This window comes from Vibrio sp. ZF57 (genome assembly GCF_001691235.1).
Taxonomy (GTDB): domain Bacteria; phylum Pseudomonadota; class Gammaproteobacteria; order Enterobacterales; family Vibrionaceae; genus Vibrio; species Vibrio crassostreae_C.
Map to the genome: position 1 here is coordinate 76,518 of NZ_MAKD01000086.1, position 20,373 is coordinate 96,890.

The window sequence follows — 20,373 nt, forward strand, 5'->3', positions numbered from 1 at the left end:
TCGCAGCAGATGCTGATTATTAATAAGAGCAAAATGACGATAATGATGAAACCCGTTCAATCAATGAGCACTGTTCTTTTGATATCTGCCAGCCTTGGTGTTGCTCTTTTGTCTTCATCATCATTTGCTGCATCTCAAGGTGAACTGAAAGGCGTATCAAGCGAAATCTCTCGTCAACAGAAAGCGCTCTCTTCCCAGCAAAAGAAACTCGATAGCCTACAGGCAAACCTCAAGAAGCAGGAGCTGTCCATCGCTTCACTTGAAAAAGCGATTCTAGACAGTAAAAAGCAGCTCAATACTGCTAATGCTAATATTGCTAATTTAGACACAAAGATTAAAGCGCTCACTGCACAGAAAAAAGTCCAGACAGACAAGTTAGAGCAGCTCATTCAGACTTACTACATGACGAGTCGAGCTAAGGCTTCTTCTCACATTCTCAACACCGGTGTAGAAGAAGATCGCATCAGTCATTATTACCAGCACCTTGCCAAAGCTCGCTCCGCAACCATTAAAACGATTGAACAGACGCAACTTGAATTAGAAGAAAGCCACAAACAGCGTCAACTTGAGCAAGAACAGATAGCAACACTGCTAAAACAGCAAACCACCAAGCGCGATACGTTAGCCAAAACTCAAACGCAGCGTAAGAAAACGGTTGGCAGCATCAAGAAAAACATCTCGGGTGACAAGAATTACCTAGCAGAGCTTCAGCGAAATGAAACACGCCTCAAAGCTGAAATAGCGAAAGCAGAAAAAGCGGCTCGAGAACGACGTAATGCCGTCCCTATGGATGGGTTAGCCAAACGCAAAGGTAAACTGCCTTGGCCAATCAAAGACAAAGTTCTGCATAACTACGGCTCACGCCAAACGGGTCAAATTAACTGGAAAGGCATGGTGATAAACGCCAAGTACGGTCAGCAGGTAAAATCGGTTTACTCTGGCACGGTGGTATTTGCAGAGTATCTGCGTGGCTATGGATTAGTGGTGCTACTTGACCACGGTAAAGGTGATATGACGCTCTACGGCTTTAACCAAGCACTTTTAAAGAAAGAAGGTGACAAGGTTAAAGCTGGCGAAGCGATTGCGCTTGCTGGTGACACTGGCGGCCAAACGCGCCCTTCACTGTACTTTGAGATTCGCAGAAACAGCCAAGCCCAAAACCCGAAGAGTTGGTTAGTTCGATAAAGAGCAGATACGGGATGCGAGTATCTTTCTTCGAATCCCGTATACCGCTTACTCGTCTCTTTCTATTTAGAGTTCAACGCCCTTACACCATCTTCTAATAATGTCAGCTGTTCAAAACCTTGCGCGGTCGCAATTGGTTTAACGGTCGCTATCATCTGCAGCATTCCTTGATGAACGACTTGCTCGGTAATTTGGGCTTTTGGAGACATCGCAGACTGATACGCCAACCAACCCGATGCAATCAAGTGAAGAGAAGTCACCATCGACTTCATCTCTGAGTCTGTCGCTTTCAACAAGTTCAACTCAACAAAAGCTCTCATAATATCGACAAGGTTAGTTTGCAACCTTTCTTGCACAGCCATGTAATCGAGGTGAAGCTGCTCATCACGAGACAAAATTTCAGGGAGGTTTGCGTAGAAGAATCGGTACTTCCACATCAGTGTGAAGATAGAATCTAAGTAAGTCTTTAGTAACGTCAGGCTTTCTTGTTGGCCTTGAATCGGTGTGAACCTTTCAAGTAACTCTGTCGAATAGAGAGTAAAGATGTCACGGACAATTTCTTGCTTGTTGCGGAAATGGTAGTAGAGGTTACCAGGGCTAATCTCGATATGCTCAGCAATATGATTGGTCGTAATACTACGCTCACCGTGCTCATTAAAAAGCTCTAGAGCAGCGTAAACAATCTTGTCACGTGTTTTCATTAGTTATTAGTATCCCTATCCGTTTAGTGGTTCAGTATATCGCCACTAAGCGGATAGATCGAGCTGATAACATCTGGTCGAATTAGCAAGCGCTAAAACTAACCTTCTATCAATCACTCTGTAATCAATCACTGCCAAACAGATCTCGTGTGTATACCTTATCTGCAACGTCTGATATTTCATCGACCATTCTGTTAGAAACAATCACATCGGATATCGCTTTAAACTCTGCAAGATCAGAATAAACCTTCGAGTTAAAGAAATGCTCTTCTTCCAACACAGGTTCGAACACGACCACTTCAATACCTTTAGCTTTCAAGCGCTTCATAATCCCTTGAATCGACGACGCACGGAAGTTGTCTGAGCCAGACTTCATGATCAAACGATAAATACCTACAATTTTAGGCGAGCGCTTAATAATTGAATCCGCAATGAAATCCTTACGAGTCCGGTTAGCATCAACGATGGCACCCACAATGTTGTTTGGTACATCTTGATAGTTGGCTAACAGCTGTTTGGTGTCTTTGGGTAAGCAGTAGCCACCGTAACCAAATGAAGGGTTATTGTAATGATTGCCAATTCGAGGGTCTAAGCCCACACCTTCGATAATCTGGCGAGAATCCAAACCATGGGCTTCGGCATAAGAATCGAGCTCATTGAAATAAGAAACTCGCATCGCTAAGTAGGTATTTGAGAATAGCTTTACCGCTTCTGCTTCCGTGGAGTTAGTATATAGCACATCGATATTCTCTTTTTCTGCACCTTCAACAAGAAGATTAGCAAACACTTTAGCGCGTTCAGAACACTCACCAACGATAATTCGTGATGGGTGTAGGTTATCGTACAGGGCTTTGCCTTCGCGTAAAAACTCAGGTGAGAACATAACGTTTTCACAGTTCAGCTCTTGCTTAACGCGCTCAGTATAGCCAACAGGGACCGTTGATTTGATCACCATGACAGCATGCGGGTTAACCATCATTACGTCACGAATCACCGACTCTACAGAACTGGTATTAAAGTAGTTCGTTTTAGGGTCATAGTCGGTTGGCGTAGCGATAATAACGAACTCTGCATCTTGATACGCTTGCTTATCGGTTGTGGCTTGAAAACTCAAAGCACGATTAGCCAAAAACTCTTCAATCTCAACATCCATGATTGGCGATTGCTTGTTGTTCAACATCGATACCTTTTCTTCGACGATATCAACTGCAACAACATCATGATTCTGCGCCAACAACATCGCATTGGATAAACCTACATAACCGGTACCCGCAACTGCAATTTTCATGATAATACCTATAAATTCGAGTGCTTACTGCGCACTTACCTAAGACTAATCTGCTCATATCATACTCTGCTTAAGGAATTATTCCACTAGCCCGTCTTTGTCATTCCTTGCTATACTCGCGGTAGTTTTATATTCAAAAGAGTAGGAAAAATATGATTATCGTAACTGGTGGTGCTGGCATGATCGGCAGCAATATTGTGAAAGCACTCAATGACGCAGGCCACAACGATATTCTAGTTGTCGACAACCTCAAGAACGGTAAAAAGTTCAAGAACCTTGTAGACCTAGACATCACTGACTACATGGATCGCGACGACTTCCTAACTCAAGTTATGGCTGGCGATGATTTCGGCCCTATTGAAGCTATTTTCCATGAAGGTGCTTGTTCGGCAACGACCGAGTGGGATGGTAAATACATGATGCTCAACAACTATGAGTACTCAAAAGAGCTACTGCATTATTGTGTTGAGCGTGAAATTCCCTTCCTATATGCCTCTTCAGCTGCAACTTACGGTGAGACAGAGACTTTCATCGAAGAGAAAGAATATGAAGGCGCATTGAATGTCTACGGTTACTCTAAACAACAATTTGATAACTACGTTCGTCGCTTAACCGCGGATGCTGTAGCGCATAACGAGACGTTACCTCAAATTACAGGTTTCCGTTACTTCAATGTTTACGGTCCACGTGAAGATCACAAAGGCAGCATGGCCTCTGTTGCTTTCCACCTAAACAACCAAATGAACGCTGGTGAGAACCCTAAACTGTTCGCAGGTAGCGAAACATTCCAGCGTGATTTTGTGTATGTCGGTGATGTTGCAGCAGTAAACCTGTGGTTCTTAGAAAATGGTGTTTCTGGCATCTTTAACCTAGGCACCGGCAATGCTGAGTCTTTTGACGAAGTTGCCAAAGCGGTAATTAAGCACCACGGTAAAGGTGAAATCGAAACGATTCCTTTCCCCGAGCATTTAAAAGGCGCTTACCAAGAGTTTACTCAAGCTGACCTTACGAAGCTTCGAGCAGCAGGCTGTGATGTGGTATTTAAAACCGTAGCGCAAGGCGTTGCTCAATACATGCAAATTATAAATAAATAGCACCACGTAAACCTAGGGGAGCGGAACTCTCCCCTAATATCATTACTTTAAGTGTAGACACGCAAAGAACGTCTAATTCGTGCCATAAGCAAATACTCAATATCCCCTCGAATTCAAGCAGAAACCGGCTAGGTGATATATAGAGAAGCTAAGTAAATTTTAAGGTTAGTGATTTCGAATGACAAATCAACGTAATGACTTTGATCCAAAAGCTTACAACCCTAGCTTTCAGTGGTCTTTCTTGACTCCTAAATTATGGGGGACATGGCTCGCAGTGTTACTTGCGCTACCGCTAGCTTTGCTCCCATTACGCTTTCATCAATGGTTAGCACGTATTATCGCATTGAAGTTATCGAAATCGGAAAAAGGCCCAGCCCATAGAGCAAGAGTAAACTTTGAGCTATGCTTTCCAAACTTGAGTTTTGAAGAACGCGAACAGCTAGTCTATAAGACGCTATATACTGCAGGTGTATTTGTATTACGCTTTAGCTTGCTAACCTTGAAATCAAAATCTTGGTTGCAAAACCAGTGTGACTTCGTTGGGAGGGAAAACCTAACCAAACATACTGAGAGTGGTGAAAACGTCATATTATTAGTCCCACACTCGTGGGCTATTGATATTCCCGCTGTCATGCTTGCTTCGATGGGGCTTCCCGTTTCAGCGATGGCAAAAAAACAGAAAAATCCTGTATCTGATTGGCTTATGCATCGCCAAAGAGTTCAATATGGCGGTCGTGTATATGAGCGTTCAGGAGGAATAAAGCCTTTTATCAAATCCGTAAAAGATGGGTACCTAGGCTACTACCTCCCCGATCAGGACCATGGTGCAGAACTCAGCGAATTTGTTGATTTTTTTGCAACAACCAAAGCAACTCTACCCGGGCTAAGTAAACTTGCTAAGCTATCACGTGCAACAATTGTTCCTCTCTTTGCCTCAATGGATCCTGAAACTGGTAAGTACTCATTGGAAGTACTCCCCGCTCTTGAGTTGCAAAGTGAAGATCAAGCCGACGCTCGCTCCATGAACGTTGCGATTGAAACCTTTGTTAAATCTAAACCTGAACAATATATGTGGATTCTACAGCTTCTCTATAGCCAGAAAGATGGTAAGAACTTCTATAACTTGTTTAAACCTCGTTATAAGAGTGACTGGAAAGTCAGTTCAAATAATGCCACTAAATCATAGCCAATAAGAATAATATTAGAGATGACAATATCCACCAATAATCGTTATATCGTCAGTTCACTTGTTTCTGGGATATTTTTTTCATGTTTGCTTGTTACTGGTTCAAGTTACAAATTAGCCGCAACTCCGCTGTTATTAGTTGCATTGTTTTCACTGCCATGGACAATTCGCTATAAGACTAGCCCACAAGTGAACGCTGCGATTTGTGCGTTACTTGGCTATTTTTTAGTTACGGCACTATCTCTTGCCGTTTATGGTGGTGATTTAGGCCAGCTAGATATGCCTACACGTGTCATTTTTGCAACGATAATTATGCGATTTGTGAGTATGACACCACCATCAATCAAGGTTGTCTTCTACTCTGTCTGTATAGGGGCAAGCATAGCTGGAATTCTTGCGATATATCATTATGCAACCGTTGGAGGTCGAGCATTTTTCAGAAATGGATATATGGTCATTCAAGCGGGAGGAATAGCTTCCTCACTTGCTCTGCTTTCTATTGTCTCGCTCATCTATGCAAAACATATACAAGACCGTGTGTTAATTATTGTATCTACGGTTAGTATAACGCTAGGGTTAGCAGCCACTCTACTTTCAGGTGCTCGCGGAGCTTTGGTATTGCTCCCTTTCATCCTTATGTCCTTGCTATATACTTACAGAAGTTATTTTTCTTTCCGCTCCAAGGCGATCGTTATACTTTCAGCTATTACGGTAATAACGTTATCATATCCAACTATTGGGCCTAGAATTAACTCTATATTTTCAGATCTTCAGGATTATCAAAACAACGACTCAAGAACATCTTCCGGATATCGTTTAGAGATGTGGAAGTCAGCAGTCTACTCCGCCATAGACAAACCTATATTAGGGCAAGGCTTCGAAGGGGTAAGGAAAGCTAAAAAAGAGCAAATAGAAAAAGGCCTCGTGGATAAAAGTGTTTTAAAATTCAAACGTGCTCACAACCAATTTTTTGAAGAGCTCCAAACAAAAGGATTAATTGGATTAGTGGCCATATTTGCCTTCTTTGGGGTACCGCTTTACCTCTTGTGGAAGCTAGTTATATCCTCAAAATCTAAAGACAACAGCTACTTTTTTGCGCTTGCGGGCATAGTTCACATAACATCAGTCATTGGTTTTAGTTTAACGCAACACTACCTAGCACATCATTCAGGTATTCTTTTTTATTCTATAGGTACAGCAATATTCCTCGGTGCTGCTTATTCCCAAAAACATCAACCAGAGGCTACGTCAAAATGAAAATTCTCATAATTGGCCCATCTTGGGTTGGTGATATGGTGATGTCTCAATCACTGTACACAACGTTAAAACAACAATATCCAGGCGCAATTATAGATGTTATCGCTCCAAACTGGTGTAAACCCATTTTGGAGCGTATGCCAGAAGTAAACCGAGCAATTGATATGCCAATCGGCCATGGAGAGTTCAACTTCCTTGGTCGTCGTGCTATGGGCAAGGCACTACGAACAACTCAATATGACCAAGCTTTCATTTGCCCTAACTCTGCAAAGTCGGCGCTCATTCCTTGGTTTGCTAATATTCCAAAGCGAACAGGGTGGAAAGGGGAAATGCGCTATGGACTATTGAACGACCTACGACCAAATAAGAAGTCGTTTCAATTTATGGTCGAACGCTATGTCGCGTTAGCACACCCTAAAGAAAACATGCTTGATTCTAGCTCACTTGGCGGACTCGAACATTTACCTCGACCTGCGTTAACCATTGAAAAAAAAGAGCAACTTGCAACCGCTAAAAAGTTCAACCTAGATCTAGATGGCGGTATCATCGGTCTTTGCCCTGGAGCAGAATTTGGCCCAGCAAAAAAATGGCCTGAAACGCACTACGCAGAAGTTGCAACAGCAATGAGTAAAGTAAACAAACAAGTCTGGCTGTTTGGTTCACAGAAAGATTTCGAAACTTGCAATAATATTAAGGCATTGGTACCTGAGGATCTACGCCACAATATACAAGTATTAGCGGGTCTGACGAGTTTGATTGAAGCCGTTGACTTACTTGGAGCATGTCAAACCGTAGTTGCAAACGACTCTGGCTTAATGCACGTTGCTGCAGCTGTTGGTTGTAATGTAGTCGCAGTTTATGGATCCACATCACCCAAATACACCCCTCCTTTGGCTGAGAAAGTCGAAATAGTACACACTGATATTGATTGTCGACCTTGTTTTAAGCGTGAGTGTCAATTTAACCATCTCAAGTGCTTGAGTGAACTCCCACCAAAACAAGTAATAGCTAGTATTCAAAAACTAGAAGCGATTACGGTTAGCTCATGTTAATTCGCGCTATTTATACCCTATTATTGGCGCTTGCCGCCCCTCTGCTGCTATTTGGTCTGTACAAAAATAAACCTAACAAGCCCAAATTCGGCAAGCGTTGGAAAGAACACTTTGGTGTAACCCCAAAACTAGAGTCAGGTCAGAAGCCTATCTGGATTCATGCTGTATCCGTGGGGGAAAGCATAGCTGCTGTCCCGTTAATTAAAGCATTAAAAGCGCAAAGCCCCTCCCTCTCAATTTTAGTGACAACTACAACAAGTACTGGCGCAGAACAAATTGCAAAACTAGGCAACCTTGTAGAACATCGCTATATGCCTATTGATTTCGACTTTGCAATCAATGCTTTTATAAAGGTAATACAACCTAGCCAAATGCTAATAATTGAAACGGAACTCTGGCCTAACACTCTCTATTGTGTCAATAAGTCCAACATTCCAGTTACTGTTGTAAATGCTCGATTATCAGAAAAGTCATACAAAAATTATTTAAAAATAAGACCATTATTTACCCAGATCAGTTCAAATATTAATACTATCTTGTGCCAGGCAAACCAAGATGCAGAGCGATTCGAGAAATTAGGTGTCAATCCAGAAAAACTAGTTGTTACAGGATCCTTGAAGTTTGATGTCCATATTAATAATGATATTAAGGAAAAAGGGGCTCAATTGCGGGCGATGATTGGGGTTAATAAACCGGTTTGGATCGCGGCAAGCACTCATAACGGTGAGGATGACATAGTCCTATCCGCTCATAAAAAAATCCTAGAATTGGAAAAAAATGCGGTACTCATTCTTGTTCCTCGACATCCTGAAAGGTTTGAAACCGTTTATCAACTTGCACAAAATGCAAACTTCCATGTCACACGGCATTCTGAGTGCAAGAATAAAACAGTACAGGAAACGTCCATTTACTTAGGTGACACCATGGGTGAAATGCTTGAATTCCTGAGTGCTTCCGATATTTGTTTTATGGGGGGGAGCTTAGTTGGTGATAAAGTCGGGGGGCATAATTTACTTGAACCGACAGCGACTGGGATTCCCTCGCTAATTGGGCCTAGCTATTTTAACTTTACAGAAATAACCAATGCACTAGTGAATGAAAATATCACATCTATCGTTAACAGTGATAAAGAAATCGCAAAGAGTATACTCAATTATTGGAAATCTGATCCTGATAGAACTAAAGAAAATGCTCTTTGTTTTATAAAGAGGAATTGTGGTGCAGTGGACAATACTATCAAATATATAATAGGTAAATAATGAATATTACACGGAAGATTCAATTACATCAGGTTGAGATAATGAAACAGCTTATCTCTCTTTTTGAAAGAGAAGAGCTAACCTATTTTGCTATTGGCGGTACAGCATTGGGGGCGGTTAGGCACAGTGGATTTATACCATGGGATGATGATATAGATATTGGTATGCCACGTGAGGACTATGAAAAATTCCTAACGATGCAAGATAAACTTCCAAAAAATCTTTTTATTCAAAATTACAATACCGAACAAGAATACTCCCTTTATATCAGTAAAGTGAGGGATAATAATACACTTTTTGTCGAGAGTCGTATGAGTAACTTTAAAATTAACCATGGTATCTTCATCGATATTTTCCCATGGGATGAAGTCACTACGGACCTGACATCGCAAAAGTCGACCATAGATAGAGTTGCTCTTAAATTTCGCCGCTGCCTGCTTACTACAGAGAAAAGGAAGAGCGTCTCTAAGCTTATAAAATTAATTTTTTACAAACTTAGCTATGGACTAAAGTCGTCAAACTCTCAATTTAAAGATATTGATAATGCGCATAAGCTACATAATGGTAAGAACACTGGAATATTAGGAAATGCCCCATTCAAAGATGCAATACATGTCGATGACCTTTATCCACTTCAACACCTTCCTTTTGAAGACATCACCATCCCATGTCCTAAAAATATTGAAAGTTACCTTAAAAATAAATACGGTAGTTATATGCAACTACCTAAAGAAGAAGACAGGATTTGCCATAACCCGATTGAAGTGTGTTTCAACTTAAAGGATAAAGATCACAATGCCTAAACGAGTAATTACCTTCGGAACATTTGATGTATTCCACATTGGTCATATAAATATTTTAGAGAGGTGCGCAACTTTAGGAGATACATTAATCGTTGGTGTATCAAGTGACGCATTAAATTTCTCTAAGAAAAATCGTAATCCTATCTATGACCAAGAGAGTAGAGTAAAGATCATTCAATCTCTAAAATTCGTAGATGAAGTTTTTGTCGAACATTCATTAGAAAAAAAACGTGAATATATCGAGTTTTTCAAAGCCGACATATTAGCGATGGGGGACGACTGGAAAGGAAAGTTTGACGATCTAAAAGATATATGTGAAGTCATTTACTTCCCAAGAACCCCTTCTATTTCAACAACAAAAATTATAGAGATCACTAAAAACATTTAACTCTCTAACCACTCCCAATTTGAGGCTTTCCAATGAATATTCCGCTTGGATTGCTCTTTCTCAAAAGACCTTTTTAGTCGTTGCCAATTGCTTTGCTTCCAGTCGCAACCTTGCTTTTGGAAGCATTTATCAAAGTCGATAATCCAAACTTTATCGTGGGCATCTATCAATATATTATGAATGTTAAGGTCCGTATGGTTGACTTGAGCCGAATGCATTTTACGAATTTCTGCACCCACCTTATGATACATTTCTTTCGACAATGGGTTTTCTTGTAATATATCGGCTAAATCTCGTGCATTAGGGATTTTTTCACTCAAAAGATCGGCTTTATAGGTAACTCCGCTTTTCACCACCCGAGCAGCGATCGGCTTAGGGACGTTAACCCCCGACGTCTGAAGTACTTTAAGCAGTTCGAACTCTTGGTAGCTGCGAGTCTTCTCATCACCAAAGTATAGGTAACTGTCTTCAACAAGCTTGCCAAATAGGCCACCACGGCGGTAATGGCGCAATGCTGCTTGAATAGTGTCTAACTCAACAAACCACGTCGTACCACGCCCGGTGGCGCTCCCTATGATTTTATTTTGCTGCTGCCAATATTCAGCCTCAAAGGCATGCTTTGCCTGATCTGGTGAAATTAATGATTCGTCAAACCAAATCACTTGATTGTCAAAGTTAAGCGTTTGCATCCTATCTACCTACCTAATTGCTTAGTTTTATTTTACATTCCCCTAGCCCAACTGCATAATTCTTATTAATCAATTTGATAGAGCTCACCTCATGCCTTTGTTCGAATCTGCCCCTAAATCACTCTGTATTTTGCGACTTTCTGCGATAGGTGACGTGTGCAACACCATCGCCACTGTTCAAGCAATTCAAAAGCAATGGCCTGCTACCAAAATCACTTGGATCACCGGAAAGTTAGAAGCTCAATTACTCGCTGCAATTGAAGGCGTGGAAGTGCTCACCTTTGACAAAAAAGCGGGCCTTGAAGGGTACAAGTCGTTGTGGCGACAGCTCAAAGGTCGAGAGTTTGATGCGCTACTTCATATGCAATATGCACTTCGTGCAAGCTTTGCCACTCTGGGTATCAAGGCAAAATACAAACTCGGGTTTGCGGCCGATCGCAGTCAAGATTTTCAGACGTTATTTACCAATACCAAAGTGAGCTCGCCCTCTTCACTGCATGTCGCAGATGGACTAATGGCCTTTGCTCAACACATTGGTGTTCACGATACAACGCTGAATTGGTCTCTGTCCTATAAAGAGTCAGACAACGCATGGGCACAGCAACAGCTCGACACCAACAAACCTAACCTACTCCTTGTTCCAGGCGCAAGTAAGGCCTATAAGAACTGGCATGCACAAGGTTATGTTGATGTGGTTAACCATGCCCGCAATCAAGGCTGGAATGTCATTCTGGCAGGTAGCCCAGCGCAGGTTGAAGTCGAGTTGACACAAGCAATTCAAGAAAAGCTAACCGAACCTTGCCGCAACTTGGTTGGTAAAAGCTCTATCATGCAGATGCTTGCTATTATTGATAAAGTAGAGCTTGTCATTGCTCCCGATACCGGCCCAACCCATATGGCGAATGCGATGCAAACACCAGTTATTGGTTTATACGCTCACCATAACCCACGCCGCGTTGGGCCTTACCACTACCTGCAATATGTAGTGTCGGTTTACGAAGAGGCAATACTGGCAGAGACGGGTAAAACGAGCCAAGATCTAAGCTGGCGCACACGAGCAAAAGATGAGCAAGCGATGCAGCTTATAAAAAGTGAAACGGTCATTCGCATGTTTGACCAAATAGTCACTGATATTTACCCACAATACCAATGCCTTAAACCGCACGAATAAGGAAGAAATCTTGTCTAAACCAACTTTAGCCGTTGCTTTAATTGTAAAGAATGAAGAGAAGCATCTTGAGGCATGCCTTAATACTGTAAAAGGTTGGGTCGATGAAATCGTCCTACTCGACTCTGGTAGCAGCGACCGCACAGAAGAGATCGCAAGGCAATACACCGATAAGTTCTACACCAATTTAGAGTGGCCCGGCTTTGGGAAGCAAAGACAACTTGCTCAACAATATGTTACGGCTGATTATGTTTTATGGTTGGATGCTGATGAACAAGTGACCCCTGAATTAAAACAGAGCATTTTAAAGGCAGTGGCAGAAGATAAACCCAATACGCTGTTTCAAGTAAATCGATTAAGTGCCGCATTCGGAAAATTCATCTATCACTCAGGATGGTCCCCAGATTGGATAGTTCGCCTCTATCGTACAGATTACACTCAATATAATGACTCTCTTGTTCATGAGAAAGTTGAGAATCAAAACTACGCGATACAAAAACTCGATGGGCGGTTACATCACTATACCTACGAGCACCTTCACCACTACATCAATAAAACGACAGGTTACTTAAAAGCCTGGACGGATGAGAGAGAAGGTAGAAAGAGTGCCAGTCTAACAACAGCACTAACTCACGCTTTTGCAAGCTTCATTAAGATGTATATTATTAAACGTGGTTTCTTAGACGGTAAGCATGGCTTTATTCTAGCTTGGCTATGTATGCACTCTACATTCGTAAAATATATCGATCTATACCTACGAGAACAGGCAAAGAAATAATGAAAACAACATTAATCATTACAACTTATAACTGGAAAGAAGCCTTAAAATCCGTGTTAAAGAGTGTAACGCGCCAAACCGTTTTGCCTGATGAAGTCATTGTGGCAGACGATGGTTCTCGAGAAGACACCAAAGAAATAATTGACCAAATGCGTAATGGTTTCCCGGTTCCATTGATACACAGTTGGCATGAAGACCATGGTTTTCAACTCTCTATGAGCCGAAACCGTGCTATAGCTAAAGCATCTGGCGATTACCTGATTATGATTGATGGCGACATGGTGTTATCACAAACCTTTATCGAATCACATAAACGCGTGGCGAAACCAGGTTGGTTTGTCCAAGGTGGACGAGTGCTGACTGACGAAGCATGCAGTCGTGAAATCATGGAAAATGGATTAGTTCCTTCTGTATTTAGCAAGGGGATCCGGAACCGTAAGAACTGCATCACAAATTCGCGGCTAGCTAACTGGTTCTCTTATGAGCGCAATAACGACAACGCGACTCGCGGCTGCAATATGGCATTTTGGCGACAAGATGTTATCGCAGTTAACGGCTTCAACCAAGATTTTGTAGGGTGGGGACGTGAAGACAGTGAGTTCGTTCACCGCATGCTCAATTCAGGTCACTCTCGTCTATACCTTAAGTTTTCGGGGGTGGGTTATCACCTTTACCATGCAGAAAACTCCCGTGGATCCTTACCTGAGAATGATGCCATTCTTGATAAGACTATAAAGTTTAAGTTGACTCGCTGCAGCAATGGTATAAACCAATTTATGGAAAACTAATGATGAGTAAAACGGTTGTTTATCCAGGAACTTTTGATCCATTAACTAATGGCCACTTAGACCTTATTAAGAGAACGGCTAATATGTTTAGTCATGTAATCATTGGTGTAGCAGCTAGCCCTTCGAAAAAAACAATGTTTACTCTTGAGGAACGTGTAAATTTGGTGCAGCTATCCTGTCAACACTTAAACAATGTTTCAGTTGTAGGATTCGACGGGTTGCTAGTAGATTTTGCCAAAGAGCAGCACGCTAATATTCTGATTCGAGGATTACGAACGACTATGGACTTCGAGTATGAGTTTGGACTAACAAGCATGTATCGGAAGCTGTTACCTGGCCTCGAAAGTGTCTTTCTCACGCCATCAGAGGAATTTGCATTCCTTTCATCGACTATTGTAAGAGAAGTGGCAATACATGATGGTGACGTTTCACCATTTGTTCCTGCCCCCGTGAACGATGCCATACAAAGCAAGCTCAAAGAGTTATGAAAAAAATAAAGTATTACCTATCCAATGGTTTATTAGCTTGGCTGCCATCACTGTTACTTAGAACTTCAGCCAGGAATTTACTAGACAAACGACACCACTATGACGAAAGCTACTTGAAAGAAAGAGCTGATTACTACTGCAAGCTAAATACTCAACATGAAATCTCCGACAAAGAATCTACAAGAGTCAAAGATTTCAAGAAAACTGGCGGAAGCGCTTATTACTACGATCTTTTAAAGGTAATAAAATGCTTTCCGAAACAAGCGTATTTTAGATATGTTAATGGCGATGTGATTAATGTACCAGAAGAGCCTAGCTTTCTAAAAAGCCGTCCAATTGAAGGAAATAACACTAATTCCGTACTATTGAAACTAAATGCCATTAGACACTACCTGTTCATAGAGAATGATAAGCCGTACGAAGAAAAGAAAGATCTACTCGTTTGGCGAGGTACTGGGTTTAGGCCAAATCGCAGACTATTACTTTCCACCCACTTTCACAACACTCGGTGTAATGTGGGTAGAGTAGATACCAAAGACAAAGATCCAGAACAACTTAATTATGTCACTTCAGCCATGACAATTAGAGAGCAGCTAGACTATAAGTTTATTTTAAGCTTAGAAGGTATGGATGTAGCCACAAACCTGAAATGGATTATGTCATCAAACTCGCTTTGTTTTACGCCAAAACTAAAATTTGAAACTTGGTTCATGGAAGGGAAACTACAAGGTGGTACCCATTTCGTTGAAGTTAAAAATGATTTTTCAGACCTCGACGAGAAGATGGACTACTATTTAGCACACCCAGAAGAGGCAAAAAAGATTATAGAGAATGCTAATCAATGGGTTGATCAGTTTAGAGATGATAAGCGAGAGAAGATAATCTCACTTATGGTTGCTGATAAATACTTCTCTCATGTAAAAATCAATAAAACGGCTTAATGAGTTAGGCCGTCTCAAACCGTTTGATTAATGTATATATTGTAACTTAATTACTCTAATAACGATACTTTACTTTATTCACAGCACGTTGAACCATATTTAAAGGATTGAACGTCTTTTTACCCTTACGTTTATTTGCAATGCTTGTCAGATTGATTTGTCTTCTTGCAACGACAATTGGGCTAATATAACCATATCAACCACTCATTTTAGGTATTGATAACCATTTATCAATCGGCACTGCATAAGCTGTCTTCTTCATTCTACTGAGCAAATCACGAGATCGTAATGGTGTCACCCCGTAGCATATTGTAGGGAACGGCTTCTTTTCTTTTATATCTGATATTTTAAACGGCTTACTCGGTTCCAAAATATAACTAAAGTTTATAAAGTTAACTAATCCACACTCACGAATATACTTGAGGGCATCGTCTTCTAGCAGCCTCGAAGCGCTTTCAATAAACTCTATGTTATCTTCGATAATAATCGCAGGCTTCCCATGTTCAACTACTTTTTCCCATGCTTGGGAATGGGTTTTAAAGCAACCAATTTCACCTGCCATGATCGCTTTTTGTCTAAACTGATGAGAGTAAGCTTCATAAGCTTTCTCTAGCTTCAAAAGCTCTTCATAAGAGTCCGAGTAAACAAACTCAAAATCCATACCTTTCAGGTAATTTTGTATGTTGTTAATTCTCTCTTCATTACCTGTTGTAATAACAAAAATTTTCAAAACTGACTCACAATCCATTTATCCAACACCTTAAACATCTCACTCTTTCATAGCTACTTATTGTAGCAGTAAACAGACTGATAGGCTTACCTCTGGCACTCTTCGCAATAAAACGTATTGCGCTGTCCGATTTTTAGCTCTTGAATCAATGCTTCGCAGCTTGGACACTTTTCACCTGCTTTACCATACACTTGCAGCTCTTGTGCGAAGTAGCCTGGTTTACCATCAGCCTGAGAAAAATCTTTCAGCGTAGTACCACCTTGCTTGATAGCCGTTGCGAGTACTTGTTTAATCTCATCGGTTAACAAGATCCATTCGGCTTTGGTCACTTTGTTTGCCGATCGTAACGGGTGGATTTTTGCAGAGAACAAGGCTTCGTTAGCGTAGATATTCCCGACACCGACCACTACTTTGTTGTCCATGATGAACTGCTTGACTGCGACTTTACGCTTTTCTGCTTTCTCAGCAATGTAGTCAGCGTTGAAGTCATCGGTTAGTGGTTCAGGGCCAGAACCGAGTAACACAGGGTGTGTTTCGTCGGGAGCAGACCACAGCCAAGCGCCAAAACGACGTGGATCGTTGTAGCGTAGTACTTTTCCATTAGTGAGCTTAAGATCCACGTGATCGTGCTTTGCTGCTGGGAAGTCAGCATCTAATACGCGTAGTGAGCCAGACATACCAAGGTGAACAATGGCAGTGCCAGTATCCGTTTCAATCAATAGGTACTTTGCACGGCGCGAGATAGAGCGAATCACCTGCCCTTCTAATGCTTTTAACTCTTGTGGGATATCCCAACGCAGCTTGGGCGTGCGAAAAGTAAGAGTTTTAATGGTCTCACCGACTAAATGAGGCGAGATCCCCATTCTGCTTACTTCGACTTCGGGTAATTCAGGCATAGTTAGTCGTCCGATTTAGAGGAGTGGTTAGCGTTAAAGCTTGGAAACAGGTAGCTCTCTTCAATAGACACCGCCAACCACTGATCATTCCAGTTTTTTAACAACCAGAACTCAGGCAATTGATAATAGGTAATACGCTGGGGCTCTTCTTGGTCTTGATACCATACTTCGATGGTGTGTGGTGTATTTAACCGAGGCGTAAGGTCTGTGTAGGTCTGTGAGTCGACTTCCGTGCCCACAAGCTCTTTCCAACGTTGTGACAGCTCTTGTGCATTGGTGGCTTGAGGAAAGTCAGTATCTTCGAACTGGTAAACCCATTGATTATCTTGTTGAATGACAGACCACTTAGCAAAGTGTAACGCTTGAAGCTTTGCTGTTGGGTTCAGGAGATAAGGATAAGGGCTATCAACCTGCGGTTCAGGCTCGATAAGGTACGCTTTGATCAATGTTGGAAGGTTTAACACGCCAATAAAAGCGATCACACTGAACATGAGTATGTTGTTCCACCGGCGTCCACGATATCTCATCTGATTCTGCTCATCTAACCTATTGAACATTCAGTATATCGTGAAAGTGGCAATACTTTCTATGTTGTACAGATTTCTATCTATCAGAGGCTATATCAAGCAAGAATAATTGAGTTCCTCAAATTTTAGATATAAAAAAACCCAGCGATTAAACTGGGTTTTTCAATTCTTTCTTCTACTGAAGAAGAGCAAAAAAAGCATCAATTACTTGATTTTAGCTTCTTTGTACATAACGTGTTGGCGAACTACTGGATCAAACTTTTTGATCTCAAATTTGCCTGGCATGTTACGCTTGTTCTTATCAGTTGTGTAGAAGTGACCAGTACCTGCAGAAGATACTAGACGAATTTTCTCACGAATGCCTTTAGCCATTGCTTAATTCCTCTTAAACGTTTTCGCCACGTGCACGGATATCAACAAGAACAGCATCGATGCCTTTCTTATCAATGATACGCATGCCTTTAGCAGTTAGACGTAGTTTAACAAAACGTTTTTCGCTCTCTACCCAGAAACGATGAGTTTGTAGGTTCGGCAGAAAACGGCGCTTAGTAGCATTGCGTGCGTGTGAACGGTTGTTACCCGTTACTGGACGCTTACCAGTTACTTGGCATACTCGGGACATGAATGTCTTCTCCAATCGTTTCAGCTCGATATCAACCTTGGTGGCCGAACCTCTCTATCAATTAAAATAGAAGGTAAAAACCGTTATGGAAAATCCATACAAGGCTATCAAAGGTCGCGCATTATACTAACTTGACACGCATTGCTCAAGACCCGAACAGATCCTTTTTACGGATTTCGTGATCTTTTTTTGTGCAGCGCAGCTTGCTTGAGTAATCAGAGCTGATTTTAGGTCTAAAAATGTGGCCGGAATAATAGCAGATTTAACGCAACTAACAACCTAAAATGTGATTCAAATCCATCCACGCTCTGCAAAAGAGACAACTTCGCCATCTCCAACCACAAAATGGTCGAGTATTCGTATGTCCACCAGCGCTAATGCATCGGTTAATCGGCGTGTAATCCGCCTATCCGCTTGGCTGGGTTCCGCAACACCCGAAGGATGGTTATGAGCTAAGATTAATGCCGCCGCATTGTGATGAAGTGACCGTTTAACCACTTCCCGCGGGTAAACCGATGCGGCATCGATGGTTCCTTCAAACATCACCTCGTCCTTTATTACCCTATTTTGGTTATCAAGGAACAATATATAAAAGGCTTCTCGCTGGCGATCGCGCAACATGCTCGAGAGATAAAGCTTAGTATGACTTGGGCTAGTAAGCGCATCTCCACGAGATAAAGTCTCTGCTAGATAACGCTGCGTCATCTCTAATACAGCCTGCAATTGAACATACTTGGCCTGCCCCATCCCTTTATGAGCACAAAACTCTTCCTGTGTTGCTGAAAAAAGATGACGGAGTGAGCCAAAGTCTTTGATCAACTTGTCAGCGAGTTCCAACACGTTCATTCCTTGTGTCCCTGTTCGCAGGAATATCGCGAGCAGTTCAGCATCACTCAAAGAATCAGGCCCTCTATTTAACAACTTTTCTCTCGGCATCGATTCGGCAGGTATTTTATCTATTGGCATATAAAGACAATCATTGGTCATGAACACAACCCATCACCTTAATGAGATCGTAATCAGAGATCCTTCGATAGAGATCAAAGGAAACGAGACACTAACAAAATCGTGTAATTGATAAGTTTGATAACACCAACTTGATGAGCGTCAACTCTGTTCTAATTCTGCTTCTAGGCACTAATCCTTTGTTCTGATATCGTAAGTCCCAGAGAAATTAAGGAACAGAATCATGCAAACATTGGTTAATCAACTGGATAACGCTGACCTACAAGGCCTAGCTGGGAAAAAAATCCTACTTGGCATTAGTGGTGGTATCGCTGCGTATAAATGTGCCGAACTGACTCGACGCTTAATTGAGCGTGGGGCGCAAGTACAAGTCGTGATGACAAATGCAGCCAAGGAGTTCATCACTCCTCTCACCATGCAAGCCGTCTCTGGAAGGCCGGTGTCTGATAGTTTGCTTGATCCTGCTGCTGAGGCTTCCATGGGGCACATCGAGCTCGCAAAGTGGGCTGACTTGGTATTACTAGCGCCAGCAACCGCAGACCTGATTGCTCGTATGACAGCGGGCATGGGTAACGACCTACTGACCACTTTGGTTTTAGCAACCGATGCGCCAGTTGCGGTATCTCCGGCAATGAACCAACAGATGTACAGCCACCCTGCGACTCAAGAGAACATTGCGACACTAAAACGTCGTGGTTGTGAAGTTTGGGGGCCAGCGGCTGGCGAGCAAGCGTGTGGTGATGTCGGTATGGGTCGTATGTTAGAGCCAATGCAGCTCGTGCATCGCTGTGAAGACTTCTTCCAACCTAAGCCACTTGCTGGCCGTTCTGTGCTTATTACTGCAGGCCCGACTCGTGAAGCGATTGACCCGGTGCGTTACATTACCAACCACAGCTCGGGCAAGATGGGCTATGCACTGGCTGAAGCAGCCGCGAAACAAGGCGCAACAGTGACTCTAATCAGCGGCCCTGTTTCATTAGCAACGCCAAATAAAGTTAATCGTATTGATGTCGACAGCGCACAACAGATGTTTGATGCCGTTACTGCTAACGCTTCTCAACACGATATTTTCATCAGCTGCGCCGCGGTTGCCGATTATCGCCCTGAGACCATCGCAGACCAAAAGCTTAAAAAGGTCGACGGTAAAGACGACATGACCATTCAAATGGTTAAAAACCCAGATATTGTCGCTTCTGTCGCTTCAATGACCGAAGGTCGCCCATTTACTGTCGGCTTCGCAGCAGAAACTCAAGATGTTGAGAAGTACGCACGCGGTAAACTGGAAAGAAAGAACCTCGATATGATCTGCGCCAACGACGTCTCAGTTGAAGGCCAAGGCTTCAATAGCAGTAGCAATGAGCTGCACCTTTATTGGAAAGGCGGCGATAAATCTCTACCACTGGAGAGCAAAGACACACTTGGTTTCCAGATCCTCGATCAGATCCAACAGCTTATTAATGTATAAACGCACAAATTTGCTCTGATAATCTGCTGACACCTCTCGATTCTGTTGACCTAGGGCTCACAAAACTAGGAAACAGAATTGAATGGTGTTTATAATCCTTCT

The 20,373-nt window shown here is 42.2% G+C and carries 23 protein-coding genes; 14 read left to right on the plus strand and 9 right to left on the minus strand.

Annotated features, from left to right (window positions below):
- Positions 1-33 precede the first annotated feature (33 nt).
- Positions 34-1,185 (plus strand): peptidoglycan DD-metalloendopeptidase family protein, encoded by a 1,152-nt coding sequence (locus A6D97_RS12800; RefSeq protein WP_017066282.1) that lies wholly within the window; start codon positions 34-36, stop codon positions 1,183-1,185.
- 62 nt (positions 1,186-1,247) lie between these two features.
- Here the strand turns inward: A6D97_RS12800 and A6D97_RS12805 are convergent, their stop codons facing one another.
- Positions 1,248-1,886 carry a TetR/AcrR family transcriptional regulator gene (locus A6D97_RS12805; protein ID WP_065584535.1) on the minus strand — a complete coding sequence of 213 codons (639 nt, stop codon included), beginning with the start codon at positions 1,884-1,886 and terminating at the stop codon, positions 1,248-1,250.
- 124 nt (positions 1,887-2,010) lie between these two features.
- Entirely contained in the window at positions 2,011-3,174 is a 1,164-nt protein-coding gene (locus A6D97_RS12810) for a nucleotide sugar dehydrogenase (protein WP_065584536.1), read from the minus strand.
- Positions 3,175-3,326: 152 nt separating this feature from the next.
- Here A6D97_RS12810 and rfaD point away from each other — a divergent pair, with 152 nt between their 5' ends.
- The 7 genes from rfaD (at position 3,327) to A6D97_RS12845 (ending at position 10,213) form a co-directional block, all read left to right on the plus strand.
- Complete coding sequence (gene rfaD / locus A6D97_RS12815) at positions 3,327-4,268, plus strand: ADP-glyceromanno-heptose 6-epimerase (protein ID WP_065584537.1); 942 nt, start codon at positions 3,327-3,329, stop codon at positions 4,266-4,268.
- Positions 4,269-4,446: 178 nt separating this feature from the next.
- Positions 4,447-5,454 (plus strand): lauroyl-Kdo(2)-lipid IV(A) myristoyltransferase, encoded by a 1,008-nt coding sequence (gene lpxM, locus A6D97_RS12820; RefSeq protein ID WP_065584538.1) that lies wholly within the window; start codon positions 4,447-4,449, stop codon positions 5,452-5,454.
- Between the two features lie 21 nt (positions 5,455-5,475).
- Complete coding sequence (locus A6D97_RS12825) at positions 5,476-6,711, plus strand: O-antigen ligase (RefSeq protein ID WP_065584539.1); 1,236 nt, start codon at positions 5,476-5,478, stop codon at positions 6,709-6,711.
- A complete protein-coding gene (gene waaF / locus A6D97_RS12830; RefSeq protein ID WP_065584540.1) occupies positions 6,708-7,763 on the plus strand; it encodes a lipopolysaccharide heptosyltransferase II in 1,056 nt (351 codons plus the stop codon). The genes A6D97_RS12825 and waaF overlap by 4 nt, the downstream gene beginning before the upstream one ends.
- Positions 7,757-9,022 carry a lipid IV(A) 3-deoxy-D-manno-octulosonic acid transferase gene (gene waaA, locus A6D97_RS12835; RefSeq protein ID WP_065584541.1) on the plus strand — a complete coding sequence of 422 codons (1,266 nt, stop codon included), beginning with the start codon at positions 7,757-7,759 and terminating at the stop codon, positions 9,020-9,022. Before waaF ends, waaA begins: the two co-directional genes overlap by 7 nt.
- 41 nt (positions 9,023-9,063) lie before the next feature.
- The gene (locus tag A6D97_RS12840; RefSeq protein ID WP_170791826.1) at positions 9,064-9,825 is read left to right on the plus strand and encodes a LicD family protein; all 762 of its coding nucleotides are present in this window, start codon (positions 9,064-9,066) and stop codon (positions 9,823-9,825) included.
- Positions 9,818-10,213: an adenylyltransferase/cytidyltransferase family protein gene (locus A6D97_RS12845; RefSeq protein ID WP_065584543.1), complete on the plus strand. Its 396-nt coding sequence runs from the start codon at positions 9,818-9,820 to the stop codon at positions 10,211-10,213. The genes A6D97_RS12840 and A6D97_RS12845 overlap by 8 nt, the downstream gene beginning before the upstream one ends.
- On the opposite strand, the gene A6D97_RS12850 is transcribed toward A6D97_RS12845, so the two are convergent.
- Complete coding sequence (locus tag A6D97_RS12850; protein ID WP_065584544.1) at positions 10,210-10,902, minus strand: 3-deoxy-D-manno-octulosonic acid kinase; 693 nt, start codon at positions 10,900-10,902, stop codon at positions 10,210-10,212. The two genes, A6D97_RS12845 and A6D97_RS12850, sit on opposite strands and share 4 nt — an antisense overlap.
- 97 nt (positions 10,903-10,999) lie before the next feature.
- On the opposite strand from A6D97_RS12850, the gene A6D97_RS12855 reads away from it, so the two are divergent.
- The 5 genes from A6D97_RS12855 to A6D97_RS12875 are packed head-to-tail and all read left to right on the plus strand — an operon-like array spanning position 11,000 to position 15,065.
- Positions 11,000-12,073, plus strand: a complete 1,074-nt coding sequence (locus tag A6D97_RS12855; RefSeq protein WP_065584556.1) for a glycosyltransferase family 9 protein — start codon at positions 11,000-11,002, stop codon at positions 12,071-12,073.
- A gap of 10 nt (positions 12,074-12,083) precedes the next feature.
- Positions 12,084-12,848 carry a glycosyltransferase family 2 protein gene (locus tag A6D97_RS12860; RefSeq protein WP_065584545.1) on the plus strand — a complete coding sequence of 255 codons (765 nt, stop codon included), beginning with the start codon at positions 12,084-12,086 and terminating at the stop codon, positions 12,846-12,848.
- Complete coding sequence (locus A6D97_RS12865; RefSeq protein WP_065584546.1) at positions 12,848-13,636, plus strand: glycosyltransferase family 2 protein; 789 nt, start codon at positions 12,848-12,850, stop codon at positions 13,634-13,636. Before A6D97_RS12860 ends, A6D97_RS12865 begins: the two co-directional genes overlap by 1 nt.
- 2 nt (positions 13,637-13,638) lie before the next feature.
- Positions 13,639-14,124, plus strand: a complete 486-nt coding sequence (gene coaD / locus A6D97_RS12870) for a pantetheine-phosphate adenylyltransferase (RefSeq protein ID WP_065584557.1) — start codon at positions 13,639-13,641, stop codon at positions 14,122-14,124.
- The gene (locus tag A6D97_RS12875; protein ID WP_065584547.1) at positions 14,121-15,065 is read left to right on the plus strand and encodes a glycosyl transferase family 90; all 945 of its coding nucleotides are present in this window, start codon (positions 14,121-14,123) and stop codon (positions 15,063-15,065) included. Before coaD ends, A6D97_RS12875 begins: the two co-directional genes overlap by 4 nt.
- A 196-nt stretch (positions 15,066-15,261) precedes the next feature.
- Here the strand turns inward: A6D97_RS12875 and A6D97_RS12880 are convergent, their stop codons facing one another.
- The 6 genes from A6D97_RS12880 to radC all read right to left on the minus strand — a co-directional run bounded on the left by A6D97_RS12880 (position 15,262) and on the right by radC (position 18,806).
- A complete protein-coding gene (locus tag A6D97_RS12880; RefSeq protein WP_240492701.1) occupies positions 15,262-15,813 on the minus strand; it encodes a glycosyltransferase family 25 protein in 552 nt (183 codons plus the stop codon).
- 68 nt (positions 15,814-15,881) lie between these two features.
- Positions 15,882-16,691: a bifunctional DNA-formamidopyrimidine glycosylase/DNA-(apurinic or apyrimidinic site) lyase gene (gene mutM, locus A6D97_RS12885; RefSeq protein WP_065584548.1), complete on the minus strand. Its 810-nt coding sequence runs from the start codon at positions 16,689-16,691 to the stop codon at positions 15,882-15,884.
- 2 nt (positions 16,692-16,693) lie between these two features.
- Complete coding sequence (locus A6D97_RS12890; protein WP_032546317.1) at positions 16,694-17,218, minus strand: hypothetical protein; 525 nt, start codon at positions 17,216-17,218, stop codon at positions 16,694-16,696.
- Between the two features lie 204 nt (positions 17,219-17,422).
- Complete coding sequence (rpmG, locus tag A6D97_RS12895) at positions 17,423-17,590, minus strand: 50S ribosomal protein L33 (RefSeq protein WP_002535344.1); 168 nt, start codon at positions 17,588-17,590, stop codon at positions 17,423-17,425.
- A 13-nt stretch (positions 17,591-17,603) separates the two neighbouring features.
- A complete protein-coding gene (gene rpmB, locus A6D97_RS12900; RefSeq protein WP_004728407.1) occupies positions 17,604-17,840 on the minus strand; it encodes a 50S ribosomal protein L28 in 237 nt (78 codons plus the stop codon).
- 291 nt (positions 17,841-18,131) lie between these two features.
- Positions 18,132-18,806 (minus strand): DNA repair protein RadC, encoded by a 675-nt coding sequence (radC, locus tag A6D97_RS12905; RefSeq protein WP_029236389.1) that lies wholly within the window; start codon positions 18,804-18,806, stop codon positions 18,132-18,134.
- 223 nt (positions 18,807-19,029) lie between these two features.
- On the opposite strand from radC, the gene coaBC reads away from it, so the two are divergent.
- A complete protein-coding gene (gene coaBC, locus A6D97_RS12910; protein WP_065584549.1) occupies positions 19,030-20,271 on the plus strand; it encodes a bifunctional phosphopantothenoylcysteine decarboxylase/phosphopantothenate--cysteine ligase CoaBC in 1,242 nt (413 codons plus the stop codon).
- Positions 20,272-20,373: the final 102 nt, after the last annotated feature.

Bases quoted from the DNA above. Each gene is read 5' to 3' on its own strand.
- A6D97_RS12800 (WP_017066282.1), top strand. From the start codon at position 34: ATGACGATAATGATGAAACCCGTTCAATCAATGAGCACTGTTCTTTTG.
- A6D97_RS12805 (WP_065584535.1), bottom strand. From the start codon at position 1,886: ATGAAAACACGTGACAAGATTGTTTACGCTGCTCTAGAGCTTTTTAAT.
- A6D97_RS12810 (WP_065584536.1), bottom strand. From the start codon at position 3,174: ATGAAAATTGCAGTTGCGGGTACCGGTTATGTAGGTTTATCCAATGCG.
- rfaD (WP_065584537.1), top strand. From the start codon at position 3,327: ATGATTATCGTAACTGGTGGTGCTGGCATGATCGGCAGCAATATTGTG.
- lpxM (WP_065584538.1), top strand. From the start codon at position 4,447: ATGACAAATCAACGTAATGACTTTGATCCAAAAGCTTACAACCCTAGC.
- A6D97_RS12825 (WP_065584539.1), top strand. From the start codon at position 5,476: ATGACAATATCCACCAATAATCGTTATATCGTCAGTTCACTTGTTTCT.
- waaF (WP_065584540.1), top strand. From the start codon at position 6,708: ATGAAAATTCTCATAATTGGCCCATCTTGGGTTGGTGATATGGTGATG.
- waaA (WP_065584541.1), top strand. From the start codon at position 7,757: ATGTTAATTCGCGCTATTTATACCCTATTATTGGCGCTTGCCGCCCCT.
- A6D97_RS12840 (WP_170791826.1), top strand. From the start codon at position 9,064: ATGAAACAGCTTATCTCTCTTTTTGAAAGAGAAGAGCTAACCTATTTT.
- A6D97_RS12845 (WP_065584543.1), top strand. From the start codon at position 9,818: ATGCCTAAACGAGTAATTACCTTCGGAACATTTGATGTATTCCACATT.
- A6D97_RS12850 (WP_065584544.1), bottom strand. From the start codon at position 10,902: ATGCAAACGCTTAACTTTGACAATCAAGTGATTTGGTTTGACGAATCA.
- A6D97_RS12865 (WP_065584546.1), top strand. From the start codon at position 12,848: ATGAAAACAACATTAATCATTACAACTTATAACTGGAAAGAAGCCTTA.
- coaD (WP_065584557.1), top strand. From the start codon at position 13,639: ATGAGTAAAACGGTTGTTTATCCAGGAACTTTTGATCCATTAACTAAT.
- A6D97_RS12875 (WP_065584547.1), top strand. From the start codon at position 14,121: ATGAAAAAAATAAAGTATTACCTATCCAATGGTTTATTAGCTTGGCTG.
- A6D97_RS12880 (WP_240492701.1), bottom strand. From the start codon at position 15,813: ATGGATTGTGAGTCAGTTTTGAAAATTTTTGTTATTACAACAGGTAAT.
- mutM (WP_065584548.1), bottom strand. From the start codon at position 16,691: ATGCCTGAATTACCCGAAGTCGAAGTAAGCAGAATGGGGATCTCGCCT.
- A6D97_RS12890 (WP_032546317.1), bottom strand. From the start codon at position 17,218: ATGAGATATCGTGGACGCCGGTGGAACAACATACTCATGTTCAGTGTG.
- rpmG (WP_002535344.1), bottom strand. From the start codon at position 17,590: ATGGCTAAAGGCATTCGTGAGAAAATTCGTCTAGTATCTTCTGCAGGT.
- rpmB (WP_004728407.1), bottom strand. From the start codon at position 17,840: ATGTCCCGAGTATGCCAAGTAACTGGTAAGCGTCCAGTAACGGGTAAC.
- radC (WP_029236389.1), bottom strand. From the start codon at position 18,806: ATGCCAATAGATAAAATACCTGCCGAATCGATGCCGAGAGAAAAGTTG.
- coaBC (WP_065584549.1), top strand. From the start codon at position 19,030: ATGCAAACATTGGTTAATCAACTGGATAACGCTGACCTACAAGGCCTA.